Source organism: Niallia yueguangensis, from assembly GCF_052663115.1.
In genome coordinates this window covers 51,905-78,085 of sequence record NZ_JBQTCX010000014.1, presented here as the reverse complement: position 1 = coordinate 78,085, position 26,181 = coordinate 51,905, and the positions used below count along the sequence as shown (strand labels likewise).

The window sequence follows — 26,181 nt, the reverse complement described above, 5'->3', positions numbered from 1 at the left end:
AACTTTGTTAGTAGTCAAAGCTACAGGAGTGAAAAGAAATTCCCCAAACGCTTCTGAGGCCATTATCTAGGGACATCTCTAAAAGTCCAATTCTATAATTTGAAAATTGTTCAGATAGTGGGAGGCTAGCCCTCCACTATCTGAACTAACTTCTATGATGTTATCAAAGAGCAATTAACAAACTGGAAATTACCTTAAAAAAGGATTCTAAACTTTCGATACGAGGAGGAAATAAAATGGAGATGCCTTCAAAAATAACCACCCCTATTATTCATGTAGCCAATGTTTCTAAAGTTTTCGGACGCCAAAAAGAGCTTGCTTTAAAGCTAAGAGGTGAAGGAAAAAGTAAATATGAAGTAGAACAGGCGACAAAAACAAATGTTGCTATCCATAATGCTAATTTTGAAGTGAAAAAAGGAGAAACGTTTGCCTTAATTGGGCTTTCTGGTAGTGGGAAATCAACTTTATTAAGGTGTTTAAATGGTTTAGTTCAACCATCAGAAGGGAAAATCTTATTGGAAAATGATGATATAGCTCAGCTGTCGAAAAAAAATCTTCAGCAAATACGCAGAAATAAAATCGGGATGGTCTTTCAAAATGTCGGACTTTTACCAAACCGAACTGTCCTTGATAACATTACTTTCGGCTTAGAATTAAAAGGGGTGTCTGCACAGGAAAGGGAAAAAAGAGGGAAAGATGCCCTTGAATATGTTGGCTTAAATGGTCAGGCTTATAAACGTATTTTTCAACTATCAGGAGGAATGCAGCAGAGAGTTGGCTTAGCTAGGGCGCTTGCATCGGATCAGGAGATATTATTAATGGATGAACCTTTTTCGGCTTTAGATCCATTGATTAGACGAGAGATGCAAAAATTATTTCTTGATATACAAGATGAGATTCAAAAGACTGTTATTTTTGTCACACATGACTTAGATGAAGCATTAACTTTAGGACACCGTGCAGCAGTGATGAAAGATGGAGAGATTGTCCAGCTTGGCACAGCCGAGGATATTCTTAGTACACCTGCGACTGAATATGTAGAACAGCTTGTTCAAGGCGTAGACTACAGCAAAATTCGTCTAGCCAAAAGCGCAATGAAGCCTGTTCAAGTTTTTGCTTATGAGAAAGAATTGCCGCAAGTTATTTTAAGAAGAATGAAAATCAACCAGCTCTCTTCCATTTATGTCGTAAATGAAAATCACTGCTTAAAAGGGGTGTTAAGCCTATATCAAGTTTTAGAACAAGTTGAAAAGCGAAAGCAAGATTTGTCTCAAGCAGTTAGTGATCATTTTTATAAAGTTCATATTAATCAAACTTTACGAGAAATCCTTCCTTTATTTGCTAAAGAAATTCTTCCTGTAGCAGTTGTCGACGACCACAATCGATTAAAAGGGGAAATTTTATCTAGCTCACTAATTGCAAGTTTAACAGAGAAAGTAACAACCACAGAAAAAAAAGATATTGAATTAAAAGAGGTGGTGCAAAAATGAGCAATAAAAACGATTTCCTTCCAACACTGCCTCTTGATAAGTGGGCAAATTCATTTGTTGATTTTATCACAGCCAATTTTTCTGGGGTGTTTGACTTAATTAATTCTTTTATGACTAGTTTAATTGATGGATTAGAATGGCTGTTGACTACCCCACCTTCCTTAGTCATGGTAGCGATTATAGTTGGACTTGCTTGGTGGTTGGCGAATTGGAAAGTTGCTTCCTTCACATGCTTTGGTCTGCTTTTAATTGTTAGTTTAAATTTATGGGAAGCATCTATGCTTACTTTAGCCCTTGTTCTTACTTCAACCATTATTTCCCTTATCATTGGTGTTCCTTTAGGCGTACTATCCTACCGTTTTAAAAGAGTAAGATCCATTGTTCAACCTGTACTAGATATTATGCAAACGATGCCTGCTTTTGTTTATTTAATACCAGCAGTACTGATTTTTGGTTTAGGGAATGTAACGGCTCTATTAGCTACATTTGTTTTTGCAATGCCGCCTGCTGTTCGTTTAACTTTATTGGGGCTTCAACAAGTTCCTGAAGCCACTATAGAAGCTGCTGAAGCATTTGGAGCAAGTGAGTGGCAAAAGCTGATTAAAGTTCAGCTTCCATTAGCGCTGCCAATGATTATGTCAGGTGTCAACCAAGTAATTATGCTGTCTCTTTCTATGGTTGTCATCTCATCTATGGTTGGAGCTGGAGGTTTAGGAGCAGAGATATTAAGAAGTATAAGCATGTTGGATGTTGGTTTAGGTTTTATAGGAGGAATTTCTATTGTCATTATTGCCATTATCTTGGATCGAATGACCATCCTTGGCACCGATAAAAATAAAACATCAAATCAACCAAATCATTGATAGTTGGAGAGGATGGAGAGAAAATGAAGCGAGGCTGCTATCTGTTTATATTATTTCTATTAATCTTAAATTTGACTGCGTGTGGAAGTACCTCAACTTCAAAGTCGAGTGATCAAGAGGATAAAGGGACGAAGGAAATTACGATTGGATATATACCTTGGGATGAAGATGTTGCCGTTTCTTATTTGTGGAAGTCTTTATTAGAGGAGAAAGGGTATAAAGTGAAACTAGTTCAAGCTGATGTTGCACCAATATTTTCCGGTGTTGCAAAGGGAAGCATCGATTTATTTTTAGATACATGGATGCCGACAACTCATTCTGCTTATATGGAAAAATACAACGATAAAATTTCAGTGCTTGGCACTTGGTATCATGAAGCGGATAGTGGACTAGCTGTACCAGACTATATGGATATTCAATCAATAGAAGATTTAAAAAATAAAGCAGAGGAAATTGGCGGGAAAATTATTGGCATTGAACCTGGAGCTGGTTTAATGCGGCTGACAAGAGAGAATGCGATTCCTGATTATGGATTAAATAGCATGACGCTAGTAGAAAGCAGCACCCCTGCGATGCTTGCAGCGTTAGAAAAAGCAGTATCAAGCAAGAAGCCAATTGTCGTTACTCTTTGGCGTCCTCATTGGGCGTTTGAAGAATATAATTTAAGATATTTAGAAGATCCGAAAAACGCGATGAATCCGAGTGGAGCAGAAAAACTTCAAATTATCGGTCCAAAAGATTTTTCCACTAAGTTTCCCGAAGTTGCTAAATGGATGGAATCATTTAAAATGGATTTAACGCAAATTGCCCAATTAGAGGCCGAAATTATGAAAAGCAAGGATGAAGCGAAAGGAGTGGAAAATTGGCTTTCAAAAAATGAAAGTCTAAAAGAGGATTGGTTAAAATAGATTTAAGCTATTAAAAAATCAGAATATTCAAACCGATGATAAACAAAACAAATTTCGTATTTCTTACAAAATTATAATGACGGATGATGATTGTGGGAGAGAGTGAAGAAAAAATGCCACCGAAGGAGCAAGTCCCATAAACCCCCTTGGGATTAATCTCTCAGGTAAATAGAACCACAATAGGACGGATCTCTGGAGAGAGCTGTATTTTAAGTTCAAATACGCCACCAAAGGGGAAAGCTCTAAGTCAAGGTGTAGAAAAAGTAATAATTGCAGAAACTTTAGGCTGATCGAAAACGTTTGTATTTCGAGGTGTGAAGCCTTGGGAGGAGCGGAGTTACCGTGTTTGGGTAATGAGCATCCGAGCAAGGAGAACAACGAAGAAATCGAGCGTTTCTCGACAGCCTGGCACTATTTATTATAGAGTGAAACTCTCAGGTAAAAGGACAGAGAAGGGTAGCTTGCTCTACCTTTCTTTGTCTTTTTTTATACAGAAAAGGTGAGCCTGCTATTTTAACAGACAGTTTATATCTGTTTAAGGAAGGAGTATTCTATGGAATTTCAAAGCTGTTTTGACATTATTGGGCCGGTTATGGTGGGACCATCGAGTTCCCATACAGCTGGTGTTGTTTCGATTGGAAAGTTTATTTATGAATTGTTAGGCGGATGTCCGGAAAGTGCGGAAATTACATTCTACGGTTCCTTTTCTGAAACCTATCAAGGTCATGGAACAGATAAGGCTATACTTGGCGGGCTGCTTGGAATGGATACAGATGATTCTCGAATTAAATATGCCATCGAGTTAACGAAACGGAATGGACTGCATTATGAACTTAAGCTTGAAGAACATTGTTCTTATTTTGATCATCCGAATACAGTAGTTGTTAAGGCAGTACGGGGAGAAGATATAGTGAAAGTTGGCGGAGCATCACTGGGCGGCGGTTTATCCAAAATCTTTTTGATAAATGAAGAAAAGCTTGATATTCGTTTAAGTACAAATGAAAATTATTCGATACTCGCAGCACAATGCCGACCATATATAATGAAGGAAGTACTGGAGGGGATTTGATGGAAATTCGATCGATGCATGAGCTGATTGAAATTTGTCTGAATGAACAGAAAACGATTGGTGAAGTCATGCTAATGATGGAGGCTGAGAAGTCACGTAGAGATAAAGAGACGATTATCAATATGATGAAAGAACGGCTTATCAAAATGAAGGATGCGATTGATACCGGATTAAAAGATGGGTCAACAGCGCCGAGCGGTATTTCAGGTGGAGATGCGGTCAAAATGAGTCACTATGCTAATCAAGGGAAAGCACTTTCAGGTGATTACATACGAGACTCGATGACATTTTCACTGGCGACATCTGAAACCAATGCCCGTATGGGGGTTATTGTAGCTACCCCGACAGCTGGAGCAGCCGGTATTTTACCTGGAGTGCTTTTTTCTCTACAAAAAAATGACGGTACCTGCTATAACGATTTAGTCATGGGACTGTTTACGGCAAGTGCCCTTGGTTATGTTATTGCTAACCGTTCTTTTATTTCAGGAGCAGCAGGAGGATGTCAAGCAGAGGTTGGTTCTGCAACAGCTATGGCAGCAGGGACGATTGTTGAGTTAAAAGGAGGTACACCAAAACAAGCTATTAACGCAACAGCAATCGCTTTGAAATCATTATTAGGATTAGTTTGTGATCCAGTCGCTGGGCTTGTGGAAGTTCCTTGTATTAAGAGAAATGTGATCGGAACATCTATAGCCTTCTCAGCTGCTGATTTATCTCTTGCAGGTGTAGAAAGCCGAATTCCATGTGATGAAGTCATTGAGGCTATGTACAAAATTGGAAGTGAAATGCCAAGGACTCTTAGAGAAACAGCACTAGGAGGTCTTGCCATGACTGATACAGGGAAGAAAGTAAAAGAACAGATTTTCCGAAAGATGTAAAAATGAAAAATCCATGATTTAATATTAGAGGAAGTTAAGTACTTTTTCTCAATAAAAGGCTTGTTCCACCTAAAGTAGAATACTCATTGATGGAACAAGGAAAAAGCTTGATGCCGATTCTTGAGTCTATGTACGAATGGGGGAAAAATTACATGAACACTGTGATGAAGGATCAAGTTAATATAAATTAATATTTTTATTTATCGAAAACTATAGCAAACTAGTTACGGTGTACAACTAAATAATCAGAATCCACTTTTTTAAGGTAAAGGAGTAGATCATTTGATTAAAAAAGGAGAAATGAAAATATGGTTTTTTATGTTTCGATCTTGTTGACGGGAGTTTTTATTATTTGGGGGATTTTTTTTACAGATAGCTTATCGTCTATGGTCAATACCCTTTTTAAAGGTAGTGTTGGCAACTTCGGATGGGTTTATATCAGTTCAACCTTAATTTTTATAATATTTTCATTTTACTTGTTAGTGTCTAAATACGGTGATATTAGATTAGGCAAAGAAAGGGACAAACCAGAATTTAAGACTATTTCCTGGTTGTCTATGTTATTTGGTGCAGGTATGGGGATTGGAATTATCTTTTGGAGTATTGCAGAACCTGTGACCCATTATTCAAATCCACCTTCTGGAAAAGGTTTTACAGAAGCAGCAGCTAATTTATCGATGGAGTACACGTTTTTTCATTGGGGTATTCACCCATGGGCTATCTACACAGTCATTGGCTTAGCCCTCTCCTTTTTTCAATTTAATAAAAATTTGCCTGCATCTGTGAGTTCTGCTTTTTATCCCCTTTTAAAAGAAAAAATTTATGGCCCAATTGGAAAAACAATTGATATCTTTTCTGTAATTGCCACCGTTTTTGGTATAGCTACATCTCTGGGTTTAGGAGCTATGCAAATCTCAGGTGGACTTAATTACTTTTTTAATATTCCAAATACAGTTAATGTTCAAATTATCGTTATCTTCATTTCAACCGTCCTGCTCTTGATCTCTATATCCACTGGATTAGAAAAAGGGATTCAATACTTATCTAACACCGCCTTGTTCCTATCAATTTTGATGTTATCTTTAGTCTTAATCGTGGGATCGACTTCTGAGATTTTTAAGGTCTTTTGTAATACACTGGGGGGCTATTTAGGTAATTTTATGGAAATGAGTCTAAGATTAAGACCCTTTGGAGACAACTTGTGGATAGGAAACTGGACTGTGTACTATTGGGCATGGTGGATTGCATGGGCTCCTTTTGTTGGTATGTTTATTGCCCGAATTTCCAAAGGAAGAACAATAAAGGAGTTTGTCCTTGGGGTATTAATCGCCCCTTCACTTGGTACATTTGCTTGGTTATCTATCTTTGGAGGACAAGTTCTCCATCTTATCCATAACTTAGGTTACAAGGATTTAGTTGAAAAAATCACATCAAATGTAGATTTATCAATTTTTACTTTTTTTGATTATCTTCCAGCAAGTTCAATTCTAAGTGTTGTAGGCTTTGCGATTATGATAATTTATTATATAACTGTAGCTGATACATCAACTTTTGTGTTGGGTATGCTCAGTGAAAGAGGGAATTTAAATCCATCGAATAAAGTTAAAATTACATGGGGAGTCATCCAGTCAATGGTTGCTGCAGTGTTACTTTTGGCAGGAGGTTTGCAGGTACTACAAACTGCCTCCATCACAGCCTCGCTCCCTTTTGCGATTATTATGGTTATCATGTGTTGGTCTTTCTTTAAAGAATTAAAGAATGAAGCAAAGGAAAATAAAATTCCGAACCCAAAAGAAAGAATTTCATAAGTAGAGTGTAATACAGAACTAGCAAAATTAATAGATTTAATATAAAGAAGATTAAGATACAAATTATCAATTTTAATAATTAAATATTAAGTGTAAGCCCCCAATCAAACAACGTATATGAACATGCAGCACCTCCTGGTACGATGAACGTATCAATTTAAAGAGGTGCTTTTCCTATGTCGCAACAAAAACTTACAATTGCCCCCGTTACACTACATTCCGAAAATAAAGTAACAGTCCCGAAGTTAATACAAATTCACGATTTAATTAATTTAAAATTAATCTGCTAGTAATAATTATAGCACTACGAATTCAGTTTTAAACATTTTACTTACCAGTTAATATCAGCAGATTCAGCAACATTTGTATTAGGTATGCAAACAACAAATGGTTCGCTTAATCCGCCAAATAGAATTAAGTTTATATGGGGAATAATTCAATCTGCAACAGCTGTTATATTGCTTTGGTCAGGTGGATTAGGTGCCCTTCAAATGGCATCAATTGTAGCTGCATTCCCATTTGAAATTATTATGATTCTAATGGTCTTCTCATTAGTTAAATCGTTAAGAGAAGAAAAAGTAAAAAATAATCAAAATCTCTCTAAAGAATTTAAGAAAATGGAAACTAATCTAGTTAAAATAAAGGGATAGTAGCCGCCAAATTGATGAAAAAAGACGACTCAACATTTACTTTGTGAATGTTAGAGTCGTCTTTTTTGATAGAAATTATTAGTTTCTTTGATAAAACGAAAGTTTATCAGTGCCCTCTTAATTGTAGGTGGGGATTATTTTACACTTACGTTTAATTAGAATTTTTAACTTCTATCTTTAATGATGTTATAAAATTCAATTTTTGTAAGCTAAGAATTTACATCGTACTTGAAATTGTTTCATTCGGGAGAGCTTCTTCATCTGTTTCTACCTCATCATCATCAAATACTGCTTTTGGTAAGCAGGTATAGACACCCCAATAGTAGGTAATTAATGAGGCAATAGTTATAATGGCGAGATCTATCGGATTACGGAGTATACCAATGCCACCAAATGAGCCAAGATACGAAATAACCATCATCACCATATAATAAAATACAAGCCACCATGTCGATTTAACCTGCTGTCTGAGACTTACTGCTTTTGTAGGTACAAAATTTTTAAAAAGTAAGTAGGCGAAAAACAAGACGATCTGAGATCCGAGCAGCCAAGAAATGGTATTCCATCCTGACCAATATACAATAAACGAAGCGATGATAAAAGATAGAGGTCCAATTACATTCATCCCTTTGAGATAAAATGGCCTTGGAAGATCCTTTGCATTTCTTCTAAAAGCTCCGGCTGCAATTGGAGCGATAGCATATGACAATATCAGTGCTGCGGAGACAACACCGACCAAAGCACTCCAAGATGGGAATGGAAGTGTCCAGAAAATAGACATAATAAAGGTTAGCCAAAGTGCTGGACGCGGGATCCCTGTTTTATTATCAATCTTTGAAAATATCTTTAAAAATGTCCCATTACGAGCCCAACCGTAGACAGTACGAGCGGTTGTAGACATATAGATGTTACCCGCACCACTAGGGGAAATAATAGCATCAATGACGATAAAGGAAGCCAGCCAGCCTAAACCAAGAATAACAGCGATATCTTCAAACGGGAGACTGAATTGCTTATCAACATTTCCCCATCCTCCAGATAACATATTTGATGGAATACTCCCAGTAAATGCAATTTGTAACAGAAAATAGACTGCTGCAGATAGAACAACGGTTAGGATCAAAGTAATTGGTATTGTTCGTTGGGGTTTTCTCGCTTCACTTGCAACTGAGACAATTGGCTGAAGGCCAAGATAGGCAAACATGACTCCGCCAGTAGTGATAGCAGACTGGATGCCCGAAATCCCAAAAGGGGCGAAACCATGTGCGGTGAAGTTAGCTTTTTTCAAATATGTGAGTAGTACTATAATTGTAACTGTTGGTACAATGAATTTTATAGCCGTAATAATCATATTTGACCGAGCAAATACTTTTACACCGAAATAGTTGAGTAGAAAAAATAAACAAAGTAGCCCAAATTGCAGAAACCATCCGAGCGTTGTCGGCAAATCAGAACCATTTTGCGTCAAAGAAGGCCACCAAGATGCTGCATACTGGCGTGCTGCCACCACTTCTATAGCAATAAAACTTGAATACGCGATTAGTGTAATAAATCCTATAAGATACCCCATAAGTGGACCATGGGAATAAGCTGGATAACGAACAATACCCCCAGCACGTGGGATTGAAGCGCCAAGCTCGGCATAAACGAGACCTAACAGCAGGACAGCAATGCCTCCAACTATCCATGAAATCCACCCTGCTGGCCCTGCCAACGAAACAACATGGCTAGCGGCAAACAGCCAACCTGAACCAAACATTGAACCTAAACCAATAAAAGTAAGATCCCATAAGGACAAATTCCCTTTAAGTTTCCCTTGATTTGACATTAAAATTCCCCCTTTTAAATTATTTTTATTTTTCAAGAGATGTTTTTGTATCTTAATGCTTGATTTGCTTTTTTCTCAGTTAATTCCCATAATGTTTGTGTTCTAAGTGCAAGCGGAACACATTTCCTCCCTTCCCCGTATACATGATGGATAAATCCTTTGTCACTCTTTCTGGCATAAAAATCAAAATGTTTTAAATAATTTGATATATTACGTTTATTAACATATTAAACTTGTAAACATATCTTGTGAAATGATTTAAAATGATAGGATTAATCACAATGAATGATAGTTAAACAGAAAAACAAGACACTTAGATTGGCAAATCCATATTCTTAAAGATGAAGTTTAACAGCTAAAACTGAAATTCCCTAGGCGGTTGCTTATTTGACAAAATCGATGGAGAAATTTAATGAAACCATTACCAAATTTAATAACCAAAAAATTCTATTTCCAAGGCAGCACTCTTTAAATTGGTTTCTTCGTCTTATTTCAATTGACGATATGCTGATTTGAGGAACATTGAACTGGTTTTAACATAGCTTAACGAGCATGTGACAAAATCTCGTTGATTTAAATTAAAAATAGTTAATAAATTCTGAATGTTAGATTGACAACATGTTTTCTATAGAATATTATGTAATTAAATATTAGCGGATAATATTAATAGAGCTAACCTCTACGATAGATTTATATCGGTACTAGTTTATAAGAATACTAAAAATTGAATCCACTCTTAATTTTTTAATAATTAATTTTTAAATTACAGCAGTGATTGTACATAATAAGAATAATGAGATTTTATTTTAGTCTGACATGTAAAGAGTGTTTTAAAGTACATTATAAACAATTGAATATTTTACGGTTGATTGTATTGGGAGAGAGTAATGAATATTGCCGCCGAAGGAGCAAATTCCATAAAATCCTTGGAATAAATCTCTCAGGTAAAAGGAACCAATACAAGACGTAGCTCTGGAGAGAGCATATCTATATATGCCACCAAAGGGGAACATTCTAAATGATAAACGGAACTAAACTCTCAGGTAAAAGGACAGAGAAGGGTAAAAGCAGGCTTTAGCTACCCTTCTCTGTCCTTTTTTGTGTGCAAAAAGAGCAGTGTTTCTATCATTTTTCTTAGAAATGATATCTGTAGTGATTAAGAGATATATCTTCTATCTTTGAAACATAAAGGGGTAGTGTAAACGATACTTCAGAATACAAGGCGACCGCTTATGCACATTATTGCAGCCAAGCTTTCATTAAAGTGGGGGAAAGAATATGGTATGCAGTACCAGTTTTTTGAAGAATGTTGTGAGTATTATGAATATCCAAATATTACAATCGTAACTACAAAAGGCCGTGATCATGTTATTAAAGTTGGCGGTATATCACTCGGCGGCTAACTTACAATAATTATTTGAAATGATCAAATTTATTTTAACAGTTGAAAGGAATGGGAATAATAATGAAAAAAGCAACTGCTAGCTTACTATATAGCAAGGAACATGAGTGGGTTTTACAATTAGATGGAAATAGGGTGCGAATTGGGATTTCTGATTATGCACAAAAACAGCTAGGAGATATCGTATTTGTGGAGAATCCGCAAGTAGATGCTAAAGTATCAGCTGATGAATCAATGGGAACAATCGAATCGGTTAAAGCAGTTTCTGAAATTTTTGCTTCAGTATCAGGTACAGTTGTGCTAATCAATGAGGAGTTAGAAGATGCTCCTGAGACAATTAACGAATATCCATTTAGCAAAGGCTGGTTAGTAGAGGTGGAAATGTCTTGTCCAGAAGAGCTGGAATCCCTATTAAATGAGGATGAGTACCAAGTATTTGTGAATGAAGGAGAGGAATAGAATGATATCCCCCCTGATAGAAACAAGATCAAGAGGAACAGCTCGCTTTTTTAAATATATCTTCAATCGATGAGTTGTTTGAAGATATTCAAGCTTAAATATAAAAAGGAAGAAAATGCAGTAAAAGAAAAAGAAACAGTAAATGTATAAATTAAATAGTCATATGTACGGGGGTTATCCTGTAAAGTTGACTTTCAAGTCTGACAGAATATATGTTCTGTTCATAGGAGTGAATGAGATGGCAACTGAGCATGTTCGAAAACCAGATTGGCTCAAGATAAAATTAAATACGAATGAACAGTATACGGGCTTGAAAACGATGATGCGTGAAAAAAAGCTTCATACTGTCTGTGAAGAAGCAAAATGCCCGAATATTCATGAATGCTGGGCATCGAGAAAAACGGCAACCTTTATGATTTTAGGAAGTGTGTGCACACGTGCATGTAGATTCTGTGCCGTGCAAACAGGGCTGCCGACAGAGCTTGATTGGGGAGAACCAGAGCGGGTGGCAGAATCAGTGGAGCAAATGGGACTAAAGCATGTCGTGATTACTGCTGTTGCCCGCGACGATTTAAAGGATGGTGGAGCCGGGGTTTTTGCAGAAACGGTCAGAGCCGTAAGACGCCGTAATCCATTTTGTAGTATTGAAGTTCTTCCGTCTGATATGAACGGGAAATATGAAAACTTAAAAACATTAATGGATGCGAAGCCCGACATTTTAAATCACAATATTGAGACGGTAAAAAGTTTATCACCAAAAATTCGTGCCCGGGCAACTTACGAACGTTCCCTTGAGTTTTTGCGCCGAGCAAAAGATATGAATCCTGCTATTCCAACAAAATCAAGCATTATGATCGGTCTTGGAGAAACAAAAGAAGAAATTATCGAAACGATGGATGATCTTCGTACGAACAATGTAGATATTATGACAATTGGACAATATTTACAGCCTACAAAACATCATTTAAAAGTCCAAAAATATTGGAGTCCACAAGAGTTTGAAGAACTAAAAATCATTGCCATGTCAAAAAGATTTAGTCATTGCGAAGCCGGACCGCTTGTTCGCTCCTCTTATCATGCAGATGAACAGGTTAATGCAGCAAAAGCGAATGCATAATCAAGGAAATTAGGCGTTAGGAGAAGTGAAGTCCTAAGATGTTAAAAATGACAGAAGCAGCATTAAACCGGCTAAAAGAATTGGCTGTGAATGAAGATGGAATCCCACGGGTTGATGCCGAAGTAGCAGGCGGATGCGGGATAACAGTTAAGTTTGCGAGAAATCCGAAATATCCACTAGTTAAATAAAACAAAAACACAATAATAATCTTATTATTGTGTTTTTAAGTTCAAATTTTTTATTTTCTGATATCAAATATTTAAAAGCGGTACAGTATCTTTGGCTTCCAACTTCTCAATCATCTCATACCAAGACTTTGGTTTATTTGTTAAGACTGAATAATAGCGTGTCAAAAACCTTACAATTAGATCCGTTTTTATATTTTCTACGAAATTGACAGTAGGAAGGAAACAAAGGTCAAGCCCATGAACCGCCTCTCCATCATTATTCCAGGAAGGATGCACATAAGAAAAGTCAAGACGCTTATAACCAAGATGTGCCAATACTTCACGGCGCACATATGGATCCATTGGCTTCACTCCGCCAAATTCATGATGATCTACCTGATAAGGATCATAAATCTCGGCAAACATTCCGAATAGTTGCTTGTCATTTTCTGCTGCTAGAGAATGTAAATCCTTCGACCTCCTTTGGGATAAAAATGGACCAATGCCGAGTCCTGCTTGGCCAATGATTGTAAAATCTGTCATCGCCACATTAAAGTCATTATAATAACGATACTCTGTTGCACCGACTACCTTCTCATTATGAACAGCGACAAAGACACGAATCCCTGGGTCTTCAAGAGGCTCTTTCCAAAGATCGAATTCCAAAACCTCTTCAGGGGGGAAAATCTCTTGCATTAATTCGTGCATTTGTTTGAATAAAGGATCTTGTATGCTCGTAATTCTTTTATATTCCATATTCGTTTATCTCCTTATCAAAATATTTATGAATAAAAAGGATTTTTCCACTCCATCAGTGTTGCGTAATTGCATGATTCTTTATCCTCTATATAATTTGCCACCACTTGAATTGGGGTGCGGCCACAACGAAGAAGAAAAGTAATAACCGGGTCCCTTAATTCCCCTTTTACAACAGCCTCCAAATATTGATCAGGTGTCATTTCTTTTGCTTTTTTATAATAGCCTGGCATTCTCCCACCACCTAATAACCGCTCCAGTTTCTTATGAATAACAACGTCATACATAGAAGACATCAGCTCTTTTCCCAAACCTAATTTTCGATAGGAGGGGCGTACTCCAATATCAACAACATAGAGCGTCTTGCCATTAGGATTATGGTTTCGAATATATCCATTATCAGTTATTTCTTCCCATGTATGTTCAGGATGGGTTGGATCAAAATCAACCAGCAAACTGGTCATGGAACCGGCAATTTCTCCATTAATTTCTATACATAAGGCTCCTTCTGGAAATAAAGTAACATGGTTCTCCAACTGTTCCGTATTCCACCATAATTCAGATGGGAACGGTGGCGGAAAACTTTCTTTCTGAATTAGTATTAAAGCAGGAAAGTCTTTTTCTTTATAATTTCGAATGACTGCAGGGATGGGTTGATTCCCGTCAAAGACAAAAAACTCTTTGTAATACGCCATATAATCGCTCCTTATGCTTATAGACCTTAAGTACTAAGTTCTTTTTTAGGTTCCCAATCTGGATAAAGGTCAGTACGCCGATCACGCCATGTGGTAACCGAGCCATTTTTTCGAACCTGATATAACAGTTCTAAATCAAGGTCTGCTGTCACAATCATATCCCCATTAATCTCTCCTTCTACCAAAATGCCGCGGGGAGGAAAAGGAATATCATTTGGTGTAATAACAGCTGCTTGTCCGAAATTCGCTCTCATAAAATCAACTGTAGGAAGTGAACCTACTGTACCAGTGGAAACGACGTAAACTTGGTTTTCGACTGCCCTCGCATGACTCGTGTAGCGGACACGATAGAATCCATGACGATCATCTGTACATGAAGGACTGAAAATAATATCCGCCCCCTTCGCCTTTGCCATTCGAACAATTTCCGGAAACTCAATATCATAGCAGGTTAAAATAGCGATTCTTCCTTTTTCAGTATCAAACACTTCAAGGCCATCACCAGGAGTCATATTCCATTCATTCACTTCTGTTGGAGTAATATGAAGCTTTGCTTGTTCTGCTATTCTTCCATCTGGATAGAATAAATGGGCAACATTGTATAAACGACCCTCTTTATTAATAACGTGTGTTCCTCCAATAATATGAATCTGGTTTTTAATCGCTAAATTTATAAATAAAGATCGATACTCATCGGTAAAAGAGGGAAGATCTTGGATGGTCAAAGCTTGACCTTGTTGGTTGCCAATGGACATAAGCTGCGTTGTGAGAAATTCTGGGAATAAAACAAAATCCGCTCCAAATTCTTCTGCCGTTTTAACATAGTGCTCCACTTGATTTGCAAATTCATCAAAACTTTGTATAGTATGAAGATGATATTGAACTGCCGAGACTCTTAGTTTCATAGGATCCTCCTTGTTATTCAATTTATATAGTGAAAATTCAGAGTATTTATTTTATTAATGAATTTATATTGATAGTATTAGAAATGGTTCTCTCTAACAAGTACACACTTTTGTTTTATTTAGTTACAAAGAATTGTTTATTTTTTTTCATTGATATTTAAAATGTTTTTAGTTCCATTATGGAGAAAATTTCATTTTTTTTCGATAGCATGTCCTCCAAATTCATTTCGTAATGCAGCTACTACTTTTCCTGTAAAGGTATCCTCTTCTAATGAACGATAACGCATCAATAGGGACATGGCGATAACTGGCGTGGCAGTTTGAAGATCCAAAGCTGTTTCTAACGTCCACTTTCCTTCACCAGAAGAATGCATGGTCCCTTTAATTTCGTTAAGTTTTGCATCTTTTGAAAAAGCATTTTCTGTTAACTCCATAAGCCATGAACGTATAACTGAACCGTTATTCCATACGCTAGCAACTTTTTCATAATCATATTCGAATTCGCTTTTCTCTAATATTTCAAACCCTTCACCAATAGCAGCCATCATTCCATATTCAATACCATTATGGACCATTTTTAAAAAGTGCCCACTTCCTGCTTTCCCTGCATATAAGTATCCATTTGCTACAGCTGTATCACGAAAAATAGGTTCAACTATTTCCCAGGCTTCTCTATCACCCCCAACCATGTAGCAAGCTCCATGACGGGCTCCCTCCATTCCTCCGGAAGTTCCTGCATCCATAAAGCTAATACCAAATTTCTTTAGATGATTATACCGTTCAATGGATTGTTTATAGTGGGAGTTTCCTGCTTCAATGACGATGTCACCGTTATCCAAAAAAGGAGTAATTTCGCTAAGCACTGAATCCACAACTGGATGAGGAACCATTATCCATAATATCCTCGGTTGCTCTAATGATTGAACAAGTTCCAACAAACTTGAAGTACCCGCAGCCCCATATGTTTCCATCTCTCCTACTAATTGACGATTTACATCGTAAACGACTACTTCATGATTATGTTCTATAATATTTTTTGTTAAGTTAGATCCCATTTTCCCTAGACCAATTAGTCCAATCTTCATATTAATCTCCTCCTAAAAATAGTTTTCCAAAAGATTATTTGCTCTTTGCATGTATCTCTACTAATACGCAATCGAATTTGTAGACTTTTTTCTTACTAGTAGCTTCACTCAAAAACTTAAAATTCCCACCACTTAAAACCATCCTCCTGAAGTAATTCGTCTGAAGCATCCGGTCCCATTGAACCGGAACGATAGTAATGAAGCGGAAGAAGATTTTCCTTAAATGCCTCCAGTACCGGTTGAACCCAAGCCCACGATAACTCGACTTCTTCCCAATGTGCAAAAAAGGTGGAATCACCTCGCATTGCATCAAACAGGAGGAGTTCGTATGCTTCCGGTACATCTTTTACACTATTAAAAAAGTTTATATTGACAGGCTCGATTTGATTCGTTAATGGATTCTTCATATTTAGTTGCAGTGAAATTCCTTCTTGCGGGCTGATTTGGATTATTAAAGCATTAGGTGTCATTGATCCAAACTGAGGCATAGTCAAATCTTTTAATGAATTTTTAAATTCAATTACTATGCTTGTCAATTTTTCTTTCATTCTTTTTCCTGTACGGATATAAAATGGGACCCCACTCCAAAATTCATTATCGATCCATAAACGCGCTGCTATAAATGTATCATTTGTTGACGAATTATTAATTCCAGGCTCTTCTTTATATCCAACGACTGATTTTCCATCTATTTCTCCTGCCGTGTATTGGCCTCGAAGAACATCTGTGGCTACATTTTCTTTCTGTAGCGGGCGAAGAAATTTCATTATTTTTTTCTTTTCCTTGCTAACTTCTTTCGCGTTGATATTTTGCGGAGGCTGCATCGCAGTCATCATGAGCAGTTGCAACAAGTGATTTTGAAACATATCTTTTACCGCTCCTGATTGGTCATAATATTCTGCCCTTTCTTCTACACCTACCGTCTCACTAGCAGTAATTTGTACGTTGGCAATATACTGGTTGTTCCACAAAGTTTTAAGAACAGGATTTGCAAAACCTAACGTTTCAAGGTTTTGTACCATTGGCTTTCCAAGATAATGGTCAATACGATAAATTTCTTCTTCTTCAAATGCACGACTTAATTTTTTATTTAACTCTTGTGCAGACTTTAAATCATTCCCAAAGGGTTTTTCAATGATTAGACGCTTCCTTCCTTTTCCGGAAGCTAATCCACTTTCTTTGATGCCTAAAGCAATGGTATCAAAGAATTCTGGTGCAACCGATAAATAAAATAGTCGATTTTCAGGAATGTTTAATTGTTCTTCGCGTCTTTTAACTAATTCACCTAACTTTTGATACCCTTCGTATGCTTGTTCTTCCATTACATCTAAGGAAATAAACCGAAATACTTCTAGAAATTTCTTTGTTTTGGAACTATCGTCAATCGGTCGCCTAGAGAAAGCTTTAATAGAGTCTTCAATATTAGCTTGAAATTGATCATCGAACCATGCTCTTCTTCCTACACCAATAATCGAAAACGATTCAGGCATTTTACCATCGAGAAATAAATTATAAAGGGCAGGATAGATTTTTCTCTTAGCTAGATCTCCGGTGGCTCCAAATAAGACAAAAGTCATGGCGTCTAATCCTAGTATCTCTGACATATCCAAAGAATTCTCTGCTAAACTATTATTGTGAGGTATAGTTAATTCATTCATTTTGATCCTCCTGTACTTTTTCGTTAAGTGTTTTTCTCTGTTGAGATTCAGTATAATATGTATAAATCTCAACATGTAAGTACGCACTTTTATCTCATTTAGTGTCAAAGAAGTAACCGTAAGAAAAATTAGAAGTAGATAAAAGCTGATGTACCGGAAGCAAAGTTCTATTGAAAAAATTCACTTGACAATCAATTTTATGTCAATTATTCTGAAAATACGAAAAATTAATACAGTGCGGATGATAGTTGTAGGAGAGTGTAAACGTAAGTGCATACCACCGAAGGAGCAAACTCCAAAAATACCCTTGGAACAAATCTCTCAGGTAAATGGACTACAACAGGACGCAACTCTGGAGAGAGCGTTTAAAAACGCCACCAAAGGGGAAGATTCCAAAAATAAATGGAGTTAAACTCTCAGGTAAAAGGACAGAGAAGGGAACATTACCCTTCTTCTGTCCTTTTTTGCGTTCAAAAAAGTTAATAGGGGGTATGTTCGTTGCCTAAATTTTTCCAAAAATGAAAGGTTTTTCTGGAAGGGAAATAGGAATACATTCCCACAGTCCGTCAAAAATAAAATTTTTAGGGGTGGAACGATTGAGTTTGCAAAAAAATGATACAACGATTTTTGAAGCCATTGAGAAAGAGAAACATCGCCAGCTTCATACGTTAGAGTTAATTGCATCAGAAAACTTTGTAAGTCAGGACGTATTGGAAGCTATGGGAAGCGTGATGACGAATAAATATGCTGAAGGTTATCCGGGAAAACGTTACTACGGTGGATGTGAATATGTCGATGTAGCGGAACAAGCAGCGATTGAACGTTTAACCAAGTTGTTTGATGCTCGATTTGCAAATGTACAACCACACTCAGGTGCACAAGCAAATACAGCGGTTTTTTTTGCTTTGCTTAATCCAGGTGATAAAGTGATGGGTATGAATTTATCGCACGGTGGACATCTCACACATGGCAGTCCAGTAAGCATGTCTGGAAAATGGTTTGATGTCGTATCCTACGGGGTGAGGGAAGATACACATCTAATTGATTACGATGAACTTGAAGAAGTGGCGAAAAGAGAAAAGCCAAAGTTAATTATCGCAGGTACAAGCGCATATCCAAGAACGATTGATTTTTCAAAGTTTAAAGCAATTGCTGATCAAGTTGGGGCAAAACTAATGGTGGATATGGCACATATTGCCGGACTTGTCGCAGCAGGGGTGCATCCTTCTCCTGTACCGCATGCTGATGTTGTGACAAGCACTACTCATAAAACATTGCGCGGACCTCGAGGTGGAATTATTTTAACAAACGATGAAGAGATCATGAAACAAATTAATAAAGCGGTATTTCCAGGAATACAAGGCGGACCTCTCATGCACATTATTGCGGCTAAGGCGGTTGCTTTCCAAGAAGCATTACAGCCAAGCTTTAAAGAATATGCCAAACAAACGATCGAAAATGCTGCCACACTTGGTGAAGCATTAAAGAAAGAAGGGGCTGCCCTTGTGTCAGACGGAACAGATAATCATATTGTACTGCTTGATGTACGACCTTGGGATTTAACAGGAAAAGAAGCAGAGAAGCTGCTTGAAGAGGCTGGTATTACGGTTAATAAAAACACCATACCTTATGATCCTCAAAGCCCGTTTGTTACAAGTGGAATCCGCATTGGGACAGCGGCATTAACGACACGTGGAATGAAAAGGGAAGAAATGATGCAAATCGCTAAAGTAATTGCATCTGTTCTGAAGAGCAAAGGAGAATTAGCAGTTTTAGTGAAGTCAAGAGAAACAATAAAAGCAATTTGTGGTCAGTATCCGTTGTTTCAACAGCCTATAACTGTTTAAGAAGGAAGCACTATAATGGAGTTCAAAGTTGTTTTGATTTATAAAGAAGCAAATCATATTAATAGGATAATTTTGTAAAAATTCAGAACTATAAAAATATTATAAAATTTTAAGTGGAAGGAAGTAAAAAAATGACAAATGTAACAGCAAACTTATTATATAGCAAGGAACACGAGTGGGTATTACAATTAGGCGGAAATCGAGTCCGAATCGGAATTTCTGAGTATGCACAAAAGCTGTTAGGTGATATCGTTTTTGTTGAAACTCCAGAAATTGATAATGAGGTGACAGCTAATGATTCAATGGGGACAATTGAGTCTGTAAAAGCTGTTTCTGAACTTTACGCCCCTGTAACAGGTACCATTGTTAGTGTAAATGAGATGCTGGAAGATTCTCCGGAAATCATTAATGAGCATCCTTATGATGAAGGGTGGCTTGTGGAAGTAGAAATGTCAAGTCCAGATGAGTTAGAAGCACTCTTGAATGAAGAAGAATACCAAGCATTTGTAAGTGAAGAACAGGACTAAGATGACAGCGGCTTATTTTTAGCGAGTATGTTCAAAAACCCGACTGCTTTACAATGTAATACAATTCGATAAACAGGAAATTGTAGCAACAATTGTATGTTGAAACTTTTAAATTTCATGGGAAAGGGGGAAGAAGACAAATTGATTTTAAGGCTAACAGACTCGGCATTGAACGAGTTGAAAAAAATGGTGTTGAAGGAAGAACAACTTCCTCGAATTGACGCTAATGTTGCTGGAGGATGTGGCATGTCTGTCAAGTTTTCACTTATTTTTGATGAATCACGACGAAACGATACGGTAATTGAGTATGACAGTATTCAGATTCAAATAGATCATTTTACAAAACGTTATTTGGATGGAGAGACGCAAATTGATTATAAAGATGATGTTGGTTTTTTGATTGGAGAAAGCTATGCATCAAGTGCATGTTCAATTGAATTCGATTAAAACCTCGAAGCGTTAATTTTATGCATAATAGTTAGGTTATTTGGGCGGTGATGTTATTGACAGGAGATGAGCTTGTAATAGTTATCTCAAAAATTGGCTTAAGCATTCTTTGGATATTAATTTTCATTCAAAAAAAGAGAAATGGTACTTTAAATTTTGTTCATGTCTTTTTCTTCATATGTGCATTTGTTTTATTACCTTTTTCACTATATCAAGTATTTAATAGTTGAAAACATTTGATTAATTAATACTATTTCAGGTCGAGGAAAAAGCTCAAAGTAACGATAAAGGCAGAACTCGTCTTAACTTCATTCTAGGAAGTGAAATAAATGAAGAATACCACTCTTTTCTTATTGAATCACTAAAATGCCACTTTTAATGATAAGATTGAGCAACTTACAAGGAGGGAATCATATGTTCGAAAATGATCAAGTTTACGATATTACGATTATTGGAGGTGGTCCTATAGGGTTATTTACCGCTTTTTATGGGGGGATGCGACAATGTCGTGTGAAATTAATAGAGAGTCTTCCACAGCTAGGAGGGCAGCTTTCAGCTTTATATCCTGAAAAGTATATATACGATGTGGCTGGATTTCCCAAAATTCCAGCTCAGGAATTAGTTAACAATTTAAAGGAACAAATGTCAAAATTTGAACAAACAATTGTACTTGAACAGGCTGTAGAAGAAGTTGAAAAGCTAGTAGACGGTACATTTAAGTTAACAACAAATAATGGGGTTCATTATTCGAAAACAATTGTCATAACAGCCGGGAACGGAGCTTTCCAGCCTCGTAAACTAGAGTTAGAAGATGCTGTTAAATATGAGAATACTAATTTACATTACTTTGTAGATGATTTAAATAAATTTGCGGGTAAGCGGGTTGCTTTGCTTGGAGGAGGTGATTCAGCTGTCGATTGGGCCTTAATGCTTGAGCCTATTGCAGAAAAAGTAACACTTATTCATCGCCGCGATAAGTTCCGCGCACATGAACATAGTATTGAACTTTTAAAGAATTCAAGAGTTGAGATTTTGACTCCTTTTGTCCCTAGCAAGTTAGTTGGCAAAGAAAAAATTAATCAAATTGTATTAGAGGAAGTAAAGGGTGATCGTAAAGAAATTCTAGATATTGATGATTTAATTGTCAATTTCGGCTTTGTTTCTTCTCTTGGACCAATTAAGAACTGGGGCCTTGAAATAGAGAAAAACTCAATTGCTGTGAATTCGAAAATGGAAACAAATATTGAAGGTATTTATGCTGCTGGAGATATTTGTACATACGATGGCAAGGTAAAGCTTATTGCGAGTGGATTTGGTGAAGCACCGACTGCTGTCAATAATGCAAAAGCTTACATTGATCCTAAAGCTAAATTACAGCCAGGCCACAGTTCGTCAATGGATTTGGAGAAGAAGAGTTTAACTGCTACTAGATAAATAGATTAGGCTTTTTTCCATAAAAGGAAAAAGAGAACAAATAAAATAATTAGAGGTGCAAAAATGAGTGAAAAAACGATAACACAAAACGAATTAAAATTTTTAGATGAAAAGCCAGGTATTCAGTTAATAAAAGCGGGGTTATATCAATTAAATGAGCTGAGCGTGTTGAGAGGGACACCTGAACTAAAGGGACAAATTGTTGATGTACCTATCACTGAAAAAAAAGAAGTATTAACAATGGGATATTTTGCATTGCAACCGTCAGTTGACTATTCAGCAGAATTTAATTTTATCGAGATAAAAGTGGTTACAAAAGGGAAAATGATTGTGCGTGATATTCAAGGGAATAAATATGTTGCAGAAGTTGGTGATGTTTTAATCTTCTCTCCTAAGACAACTGTCATTTTCGATGGTGAGAGTGATGGAGAAGCTGTTTATTTTAAGAATACAGAAGCTAATCCTTCATATTTATAATATATTATAAACATACAAGCAATAGAACAGATTTTCCGAAAGAGCTGTAAAAATAAAAGATCCATGATTTAATATTAGAGGAAGCCAAGTACTTTTTTTCAATAAAAGACTTGGCTTCTTTTATTTTCTTATTGATTTTACAATATGATTGACATTGACTGATGCATTGGTATTATTAAATATATTAAGAAAAAATTTAATGTATTTAATAAAAGGGGAAGCGAAATGAGTGACATCAACCAAAATTATGAGGATTTACTTAAAGAAGCGGAAGAATTAGTGATTAGTGCAATTGCATCTACGATGGACTTATACGGGGTTACCCCTTCTATAGGAAGACTTTACGGTTATTTATATTTTATGAATGAACCCGTTACACTTGATCAAATGAGCCAAGAATTAGGAATGAGCAAACCGAGTATGAGCACGTCTATTCGGTCTCTGCAGCAAATAGATATGGTTCAAAAAGTTTGGAAAACAGGGGTTCGAAAGGATTTATATAATGCCGAAAAAGATTTCTTTAAATCATTCTTCTCATTTTTTTGTAAGAAATGGGAAAGAGAAATTTCAGTAAATTTAGAGGCGATTAAACTTGCTGAAGAAAAATTAACATTACTTGTAAATGATGAAAATGTTCCTGTCGGGATTTATGAAAAAACAAAAATGAATCTAAAACAGTTAGAAGAGTCTAAAAATTATTATTATTTTTTGAAAAAACTTGTAAAAGTATTTGAAAATAAGGAAATACTTAAAATGATTAATGATGAAATTCATAACGAGGACTAAAAAAGTACAAACGTCTTAATCTAATTAAATAGAAATAAAAAATAAGTACTTTAATAAGATATTCCGTAAAAAAGGGTGTTCTAAAGTTAAATACATTAGAACACCCTATAAACATGGTTGCTATAGTGTTTATTGATCAGAAAGGGATTTTCATTATTTTATACTGTACAAGGCTCTAAATCATAGCAGCGGCGGTAAATCCATTCATATGCTGCAACATTAAGATCACGAGGATTTCCGACTGTTTGTGGATCACCGAATGCTTCTAGCGCTAATTTAGGAATTTCTTCAGCTGGCACTCCTTGTTCTGCTAATGTTGGAATTTTCACATCCTGAACTAATTGGTATACTTCACGAACTGCTGCTTTAGCAGCTTCCTCTAAGCTTAAACCGTGAACATTTACGCCTAAAGCTTGCGCGATACGAGCAAATTTCTCAGGCTCACCCATCCAGTTATATTCCATAACAGGTCCCATCATAGCTGCCACACAAGGACCATGTGCAACTGGGTAAATTCCTCCTAATGTTTGTGCCATTGCGTGTGCTGCCCCTGCAGACTCGCTTCCATAAGAAAGTCCAGCCAGCATTGCAGCTTTAGCCATCCCATAGCGCGCTTCAATATCTTGGCCATTTGCTACTGCACGGCGTAAATATTTTCCTACATATTCAATAGCTAAAAGTGCGACAGCATCTGTCATTGGTTGAGCAAAGTGGCAAGTATAGCATTCGATTGCATGGGAGAGTGCGTCAATTCCAGTTCCAGCTGTTATATGAGCTGGCATCGATACATGCAAAGTTGGATCAATAATAGTTAAATGAGCAGCAATTAAAGGACCTCCAGTATTAAACTTAAATTGACGGACCGGATCTGTTATAACAGCCCATTGAGTTACTTCACTTCCAGTACCTGCTGTTGTAGGTATAGTCGTTAATGGAGGGATTCGCTTCGTTAAAGGTTTTTTTCCTTCAGCTGCTTCATATTCTAATACAGGCTCCCCGTGAACTACCTCCACTCCAATCGCTTTTGCTGTATCCATAGAACTTCCGCCGCCAACAGCTACTAATCCATTACAGTCATTTTCAAGGTAAAGAGATGTTCCTTGTGCGACAACATGAATAGATGGGTTCGGTTCAACTTTGTTAAATACAACTACTTCTATGTCTGCTTCTTTTAAACTAGCTATAACAGGGTCTGCTAAGCCAGCATTTTGAATTCCAGGATCTGTTACTAGAAGTACTTTTGAAACTCCTAAATTTTTTACTTCTTCTCCTGTATATTTCACTACACCAATTCCATGTTTTAATACAGTAGGCATTTCAAAGCTTTTTAATCTTTCCATTCTTTCAAAACGCATAAACATATTGTATTTCCTCCTCACAAATTATTATAATTTTATTTAAACCAACCCATAGGCTGTGGGTTTGTATTCATATAAATGTGTTTGATTTCTGTATATTCTTCTAATCCTACCTGGCTTAATTCTCTTCCAATTCCAGATTGCTTATAGCCTCCCCATGGAGCTTGAGGAAAGTAGGGATGGTAGTCATTAATCCAAGTTGTGCCCATGCGAAGCTTTTGTACGACACGCTCTGCACGATTCATATCCTGAGTCCAAACAGCTCCAGCTAAGCCATACACTGTATCATTAGCGAGACGAATAGCTTCCTCTTCGGTGTTAAAGGATTCTATCGTCATCACAGGACCAAAAGATTCTTCCTTAACAATCTTCATGCCTGAATGACAATTCGTAAAGATGGTTGGTTCAATAAAGAAACCTTTTTGCAATTCGGGATGATCGGGACGCTTTCCTCCTAAGGCTAACGTCGCTCCTTCTTCTAATCCCATTTTGATATATTTCTCGATTTTTGAAAGATGCTGAGCAGAAATAACCGGCCCCATTTGTGTTTCTTCCATCATGCCATTTCCCATGCGTATTTTTTTTGCTTGTTCAGCAACAGCTTTGACGAATTCATCATGAACCTCTTCTTGAACTAATAACCTGGCTCCTGCTGAACAAACTTGTCCTGCGTGAAAAAATACTGCATTTAAGGCATAATCAACAGCAGTTTCAAAATCCGCGTCTGCAAATACGATGTTTGGATTTTTTCCACCTAATTCAAGAGAGATTTTTTTAAAGTTTCCTGCTGCAGCCTGCATAACTTTTCGTCCGGATACACCTCCGCCAGTAAAGGAGACGAGATCAACAAGGTGGCTTTCTGACATCGTTTGCCCAACAGTTGCGCCAGTGCCAAGGACAACATTAACAACACCTGCAGGGAAGCCAACTTCTTCAAAAATTTTGGCCATTCGAATCGTTGTTAATGGAGTAATCTCACTAGGTTTGATTACGACAGTATTCCCAGCAGCTAAAGCAGGGGCTAGTTTCCATGATGCTTGCAGCAAAGGATAGTTCCAAGGTGTAATTTGAGCACATACACCGACAGGTTCACGAACGAGACGGCTGACAGAGTCTGGGTTGGGGGATTCAATCATTTGTCCACCATCTTTATCAGCCAACCCTGCATAATATTGGAACACGTCAGCGATTCCATCCATATCGGCTAAGCTTTCTACAAGGGTTTTTCCTGTATTTAAGGTTTCAAGCTCAGCGAGCACTTCTTTATGCTCACGAATTTTTTCGGCTGTTTTAAACAATAAGGTCCCTCTTTCAAAGGCGGTTAACTTGTTCCAATCCCCTTGGTCAAAGGCATGTCGAGCTGCTTTTATAGCTTTAATCGTATCTGAACGATCTCCCTCTGCTACAACAGCAATCACTTCTTGATTAAAAGGATTAATTATTTCTCTTTTTTGTCCAGAATGAGATTCTACCCATTCACCATTGATATACATTTTTTCTAAAAGCATTACCTTTTCCAAGAGCATCCTCCTCCAAATGTATTTTTTGTTAAGTTTGTTAAGAATAT

At 36.9% G+C, this 26,181-nt stretch carries 24 protein-coding genes, 2 pseudogenes and 4 riboswitches; of the genes and pseudogenes, 18 read left to right on the top strand and 8 right to left on the bottom strand.

Annotated elements, in window-relative coordinates:
- Window positions 1–236 precede the first annotated feature (236 nt).
- The 8 genes and pseudogenes from ACTYA4_RS14070 to ACTYA4_RS14035 all read left to right on the top strand — a co-directional run.
- A complete protein-coding gene (locus ACTYA4_RS14070; protein ID WP_443482524.1) occupies window positions 237–1,490 on the top strand; it encodes a quaternary amine ABC transporter ATP-binding protein in 1,254 nt (417 codons plus the stop codon).
- Window positions 1,487–2,353: an ABC transporter permease gene (locus ACTYA4_RS14065; RefSeq protein ID WP_443482523.1), complete on the top strand. Its 867-nt coding sequence runs from the start codon at window positions 1,487–1,489 to the stop codon at window positions 2,351–2,353. Before ACTYA4_RS14070 ends, ACTYA4_RS14065 begins: the two co-directional genes overlap by 4 nt.
- Window positions 2,354–2,376: 23 nt before the next feature.
- Window positions 2,377–3,261, top strand: a complete 885-nt coding sequence (locus tag ACTYA4_RS14060; RefSeq protein ID WP_445505692.1) for a glycine betaine ABC transporter substrate-binding protein — start codon at window positions 2,377–2,379, stop codon at window positions 3,259–3,261.
- An 83-nt stretch (window positions 3,262–3,344) separates the two neighbouring features.
- A riboswitch (glycine riboswitch) is annotated at window positions 3,345–3,448 on the top strand.
- A gap of 366 nt (window positions 3,449–3,814) precedes the next feature.
- The gene (locus tag ACTYA4_RS14055; protein WP_443482521.1) at window positions 3,815–4,330 is read left to right on the top strand and encodes a serine dehydratase beta chain; all 516 of its coding nucleotides are present in this window, start codon (window positions 3,815–3,817) and stop codon (window positions 4,328–4,330) included.
- Window positions 4,330–5,208, top strand: a complete 879-nt coding sequence (sdaAA, locus tag ACTYA4_RS14050; protein ID WP_443482520.1) for an L-serine ammonia-lyase, iron-sulfur-dependent, subunit alpha — start codon at window positions 4,330–4,332, stop codon at window positions 5,206–5,208. Before ACTYA4_RS14055 ends, sdaAA begins: the two co-directional genes overlap by 1 nt.
- A gap of 59 nt (window positions 5,209–5,267) precedes the next feature.
- Window positions 5,268–5,399: pseudogene (locus ACTYA4_RS14045) on the top strand (winged helix-turn-helix transcriptional regulator); the annotation flags it as partial.
- Window positions 5,400–5,516: 117 nt separating this feature from the next.
- Entirely contained in the window at window positions 5,517–7,016 is a 1,500-nt protein-coding gene (locus ACTYA4_RS14040; RefSeq protein ID WP_443482519.1) for a BCCT family transporter, read from the top strand.
- A 329-nt stretch (window positions 7,017–7,345) separates the two neighbouring features.
- Window positions 7,346–7,666: pseudogene (locus tag ACTYA4_RS14035) on the top strand (BCCT family transporter); the annotation flags it as partial.
- A 217-nt stretch (window positions 7,667–7,883) separates the two neighbouring features.
- Here the strand turns inward: ACTYA4_RS14035 and ACTYA4_RS14030 are convergent.
- Window positions 7,884–9,494, bottom strand: a complete 1,611-nt coding sequence (locus ACTYA4_RS14030; protein WP_443482518.1) for an APC family permease — start codon at window positions 9,492–9,494, stop codon at window positions 7,884–7,886.
- An 865-nt stretch (window positions 9,495–10,359) separates the two neighbouring features.
- A riboswitch (glycine riboswitch) is annotated at window positions 10,360–10,461 on the top strand.
- A gap of 265 nt (window positions 10,462–10,726) precedes the next feature.
- Between ACTYA4_RS14030 and ACTYA4_RS14025 the strand changes: the two genes are divergently transcribed.
- The 4 genes from ACTYA4_RS14025 (at window position 10,727) to ACTYA4_RS14010 (ending at window position 12,660) form a co-directional block, all read left to right on the top strand.
- Window positions 10,727–10,897 (top strand): hypothetical protein, encoded by a 171-nt coding sequence (locus tag ACTYA4_RS14025; protein WP_443482517.1) that lies wholly within the window; start codon window positions 10,727–10,729, stop codon window positions 10,895–10,897.
- A 62-nt stretch (window positions 10,898–10,959) separates the two neighbouring features.
- On the top strand, window positions 10,960–11,355 hold the full coding sequence (gene gcvH / locus ACTYA4_RS14020) for a glycine cleavage system protein GcvH (RefSeq protein WP_443482516.1): 396 nt from the start codon (window positions 10,960–10,962) through the stop codon (window positions 11,353–11,355).
- 238 nt (window positions 11,356–11,593) lie between these two features.
- Window positions 11,594–12,472: a lipoyl synthase gene (lipA, locus tag ACTYA4_RS14015; RefSeq protein ID WP_443482515.1), complete on the top strand. Its 879-nt coding sequence runs from the start codon at window positions 11,594–11,596 to the stop codon at window positions 12,470–12,472.
- Window positions 12,473–12,510: 38 nt separating this feature from the next.
- A complete protein-coding gene (locus ACTYA4_RS14010) occupies window positions 12,511–12,660 on the top strand; it encodes a hypothetical protein (protein ID WP_443482514.1) in 150 nt (49 codons plus the stop codon).
- Window positions 12,661–12,723: 63 nt separating this feature from the next.
- Here the strand turns inward: ACTYA4_RS14010 and ACTYA4_RS14005 are convergent, their stop codons facing one another.
- From ACTYA4_RS14005 to zwf, 5 genes are all read right to left on the bottom strand, one after another.
- A complete protein-coding gene (locus ACTYA4_RS14005) occupies window positions 12,724–13,395 on the bottom strand; it encodes a GNAT family N-acetyltransferase (protein ID WP_443482513.1) in 672 nt (223 codons plus the stop codon).
- 26 nt (window positions 13,396–13,421) lie between these two features.
- Entirely contained in the window at window positions 13,422–14,090 is a 669-nt protein-coding gene (locus ACTYA4_RS14000) for a GNAT family N-acetyltransferase (RefSeq protein WP_443482512.1), read from the bottom strand.
- Between the two features lie 26 nt (window positions 14,091–14,116).
- A complete protein-coding gene (locus ACTYA4_RS13995; RefSeq protein ID WP_443482511.1) occupies window positions 14,117–14,995 on the bottom strand; it encodes a carbon-nitrogen hydrolase family protein in 879 nt (292 codons plus the stop codon).
- A 191-nt stretch (window positions 14,996–15,186) separates the two neighbouring features.
- Complete coding sequence (gnd, locus tag ACTYA4_RS13990) at window positions 15,187–16,080, bottom strand: phosphogluconate dehydrogenase (NAD(+)-dependent, decarboxylating) (protein ID WP_443482510.1); 894 nt, start codon at window positions 16,078–16,080, stop codon at window positions 15,187–15,189.
- Between the two features lie 116 nt (window positions 16,081–16,196).
- Window positions 16,197–17,684 carry a glucose-6-phosphate dehydrogenase gene (gene zwf / locus ACTYA4_RS13985; RefSeq protein ID WP_443482556.1) on the bottom strand — a complete coding sequence of 496 codons (1,488 nt, stop codon included), beginning with the start codon at window positions 17,682–17,684 and terminating at the stop codon, window positions 16,197–16,199.
- A 295-nt stretch (window positions 17,685–17,979) separates the two neighbouring features.
- A riboswitch (glycine riboswitch) is annotated at window positions 17,980–18,085 on the top strand.
- Between the two features lie 3 nt (window positions 18,086–18,088).
- Window positions 18,089–18,172, top strand: a riboswitch (glycine riboswitch).
- Between the two features lie 162 nt (window positions 18,173–18,334).
- On the opposite strand from zwf, the gene glyA reads away from it, so the two are divergent.
- The 6 genes from glyA (at window position 18,335) to cudC (ending at window position 23,256) form a co-directional block, all read left to right on the top strand.
- On the top strand, window positions 18,335–19,585 hold the full coding sequence (glyA, locus tag ACTYA4_RS13980) for a serine hydroxymethyltransferase (protein ID WP_443482509.1): 1,251 nt from the start codon (window positions 18,335–18,337) through the stop codon (window positions 19,583–19,585).
- A gap of 131 nt (window positions 19,586–19,716) precedes the next feature.
- Window positions 19,717–20,112: a glycine cleavage system protein GcvH gene (gene gcvH / locus ACTYA4_RS13975; protein ID WP_443482508.1), complete on the top strand. Its 396-nt coding sequence runs from the start codon at window positions 19,717–19,719 to the stop codon at window positions 20,110–20,112.
- Window positions 20,113–20,253: 141 nt separating this feature from the next.
- Entirely contained in the window at window positions 20,254–20,559 is a 306-nt protein-coding gene (locus ACTYA4_RS13970) for an iron-sulfur cluster biosynthesis family protein (protein WP_443482507.1), read from the top strand.
- Between the two features lie 414 nt (window positions 20,560–20,973).
- Window positions 20,974–21,993, top strand: coding sequence for an NAD(P)/FAD-dependent oxidoreductase (locus ACTYA4_RS13965; RefSeq protein WP_443482506.1), 1,020 nt, complete (start codon window positions 20,974–20,976; stop codon window positions 21,991–21,993).
- Window positions 21,994–22,038: 45 nt separating this feature from the next.
- Complete coding sequence (locus tag ACTYA4_RS13960; RefSeq protein WP_443482555.1) at window positions 22,039–22,470, top strand: EutQ-related cupin domain-containing protein; 432 nt, start codon at window positions 22,039–22,041, stop codon at window positions 22,468–22,470.
- A 225-nt stretch (window positions 22,471–22,695) separates the two neighbouring features.
- On the top strand, window positions 22,696–23,256 hold the full coding sequence (cudC, locus tag ACTYA4_RS13955; protein WP_443482505.1) for a choline uptake/conversion transcriptional regulator CudC: 561 nt from the start codon (window positions 22,696–22,698) through the stop codon (window positions 23,254–23,256).
- A 158-nt stretch (window positions 23,257–23,414) separates the two neighbouring features.
- On the opposite strand, the gene gbsB is transcribed toward cudC, so the two are convergent.
- Together gbsB and betB are read right to left on the bottom strand one after the other, a co-directional pair.
- The gene (gene gbsB, locus ACTYA4_RS13950; RefSeq protein ID WP_443482504.1) at window positions 23,415–24,617 is read right to left on the bottom strand and encodes a choline dehydrogenase; all 1,203 of its coding nucleotides are present in this window, start codon (window positions 24,615–24,617) and stop codon (window positions 23,415–23,417) included.
- A 32-nt stretch (window positions 24,618–24,649) separates the two neighbouring features.
- On the bottom strand, window positions 24,650–26,140 hold the full coding sequence (gene betB / locus ACTYA4_RS13945) for a betaine-aldehyde dehydrogenase (protein ID WP_443482503.1): 1,491 nt from the start codon (window positions 26,138–26,140) through the stop codon (window positions 24,650–24,652).
- Window positions 26,141–26,181 lie beyond the last annotated feature (41 nt).

What these genes read in the sequence shown, in the direction of transcription:
- ACTYA4_RS14055 (WP_443482521.1), top strand. Translation starts at nt 3,815, where the DNA reads ATGGAATTTCAAAGCTGTTTTGACATTATTGGGCCGGTTATGGTGGGA.
- cudC (WP_443482505.1), top strand. Translation starts at nt 22,696, where the DNA reads ATGAGTGACATCAACCAAAATTATGAGGATTTACTTAAAGAAGCGGAA.
- ACTYA4_RS13995 (WP_443482511.1), bottom strand. Translation starts at nt 14,995, where the DNA reads ATGAAACTAAGAGTCTCGGCAGTTCAATATCATCTTCATACTATACAA.
- ACTYA4_RS14070 (WP_443482524.1), top strand. Translation starts at nt 237, where the DNA reads ATGGAGATGCCTTCAAAAATAACCACCCCTATTATTCATGTAGCCAAT.
- ACTYA4_RS14030 (WP_443482518.1), bottom strand. Translation starts at nt 9,494, where the DNA reads ATGTCAAATCAAGGGAAACTTAAAGGGAATTTGTCCTTATGGGATCTT.
- betB (WP_443482503.1), bottom strand. Translation starts at nt 26,140, where the DNA reads ATGCTCTTGGAAAAGGTAATGCTTTTAGAAAAAATGTATATCAATGGT.
- ACTYA4_RS14060 (WP_445505692.1), top strand. Translation starts at nt 2,377, where the DNA reads ATGAAGCGAGGCTGCTATCTGTTTATATTATTTCTATTAATCTTAAAT.
- ACTYA4_RS13965 (WP_443482506.1), top strand. Translation starts at nt 20,974, where the DNA reads ATGTTCGAAAATGATCAAGTTTACGATATTACGATTATTGGAGGTGGT.
- ACTYA4_RS14000 (WP_443482512.1), bottom strand. Translation starts at nt 14,090, where the DNA reads ATGGCGTATTACAAAGAGTTTTTTGTCTTTGACGGGAATCAACCCATC.
- sdaAA (WP_443482520.1), top strand. Translation starts at nt 4,330, where the DNA reads ATGGAAATTCGATCGATGCATGAGCTGATTGAAATTTGTCTGAATGAA.
- gbsB (WP_443482504.1), bottom strand. Translation starts at nt 24,617, where the DNA reads ATGTTTATGCGTTTTGAAAGAATGGAAAGATTAAAAAGCTTTGAAATG.
- gcvH (WP_443482516.1), top strand. Translation starts at nt 10,960, where the DNA reads ATGAAAAAAGCAACTGCTAGCTTACTATATAGCAAGGAACATGAGTGG.
- ACTYA4_RS14040 (WP_443482519.1), top strand. Translation starts at nt 5,517, where the DNA reads ATGGTTTTTTATGTTTCGATCTTGTTGACGGGAGTTTTTATTATTTGG.
- zwf (WP_443482556.1), bottom strand. Translation starts at nt 17,684, where the DNA reads ATGTCAGAGATACTAGGATTAGACGCCATGACTTTTGTCTTATTTGGA.
- gcvH (WP_443482508.1), top strand. Translation starts at nt 19,717, where the DNA reads ATGACAAATGTAACAGCAAACTTATTATATAGCAAGGAACACGAGTGG.
- gnd (WP_443482510.1), bottom strand. Translation starts at nt 16,080, where the DNA reads ATGAAGATTGGACTAATTGGTCTAGGGAAAATGGGATCTAACTTAACA.
- ACTYA4_RS14010 (WP_443482514.1), top strand. Translation starts at nt 12,511, where the DNA reads ATGTTAAAAATGACAGAAGCAGCATTAAACCGGCTAAAAGAATTGGCT.
- ACTYA4_RS14065 (WP_443482523.1), top strand. Translation starts at nt 1,487, where the DNA reads ATGAGCAATAAAAACGATTTCCTTCCAACACTGCCTCTTGATAAGTGG.
- ACTYA4_RS14025 (WP_443482517.1), top strand. Translation starts at nt 10,727, where the DNA reads ATGCACATTATTGCAGCCAAGCTTTCATTAAAGTGGGGGAAAGAATAT.
- ACTYA4_RS14005 (WP_443482513.1), bottom strand. Translation starts at nt 13,395, where the DNA reads ATGGAATATAAAAGAATTACGAGCATACAAGATCCTTTATTCAAACAA.
- lipA (WP_443482515.1), top strand. Translation starts at nt 11,594, where the DNA reads ATGGCAACTGAGCATGTTCGAAAACCAGATTGGCTCAAGATAAAATTA.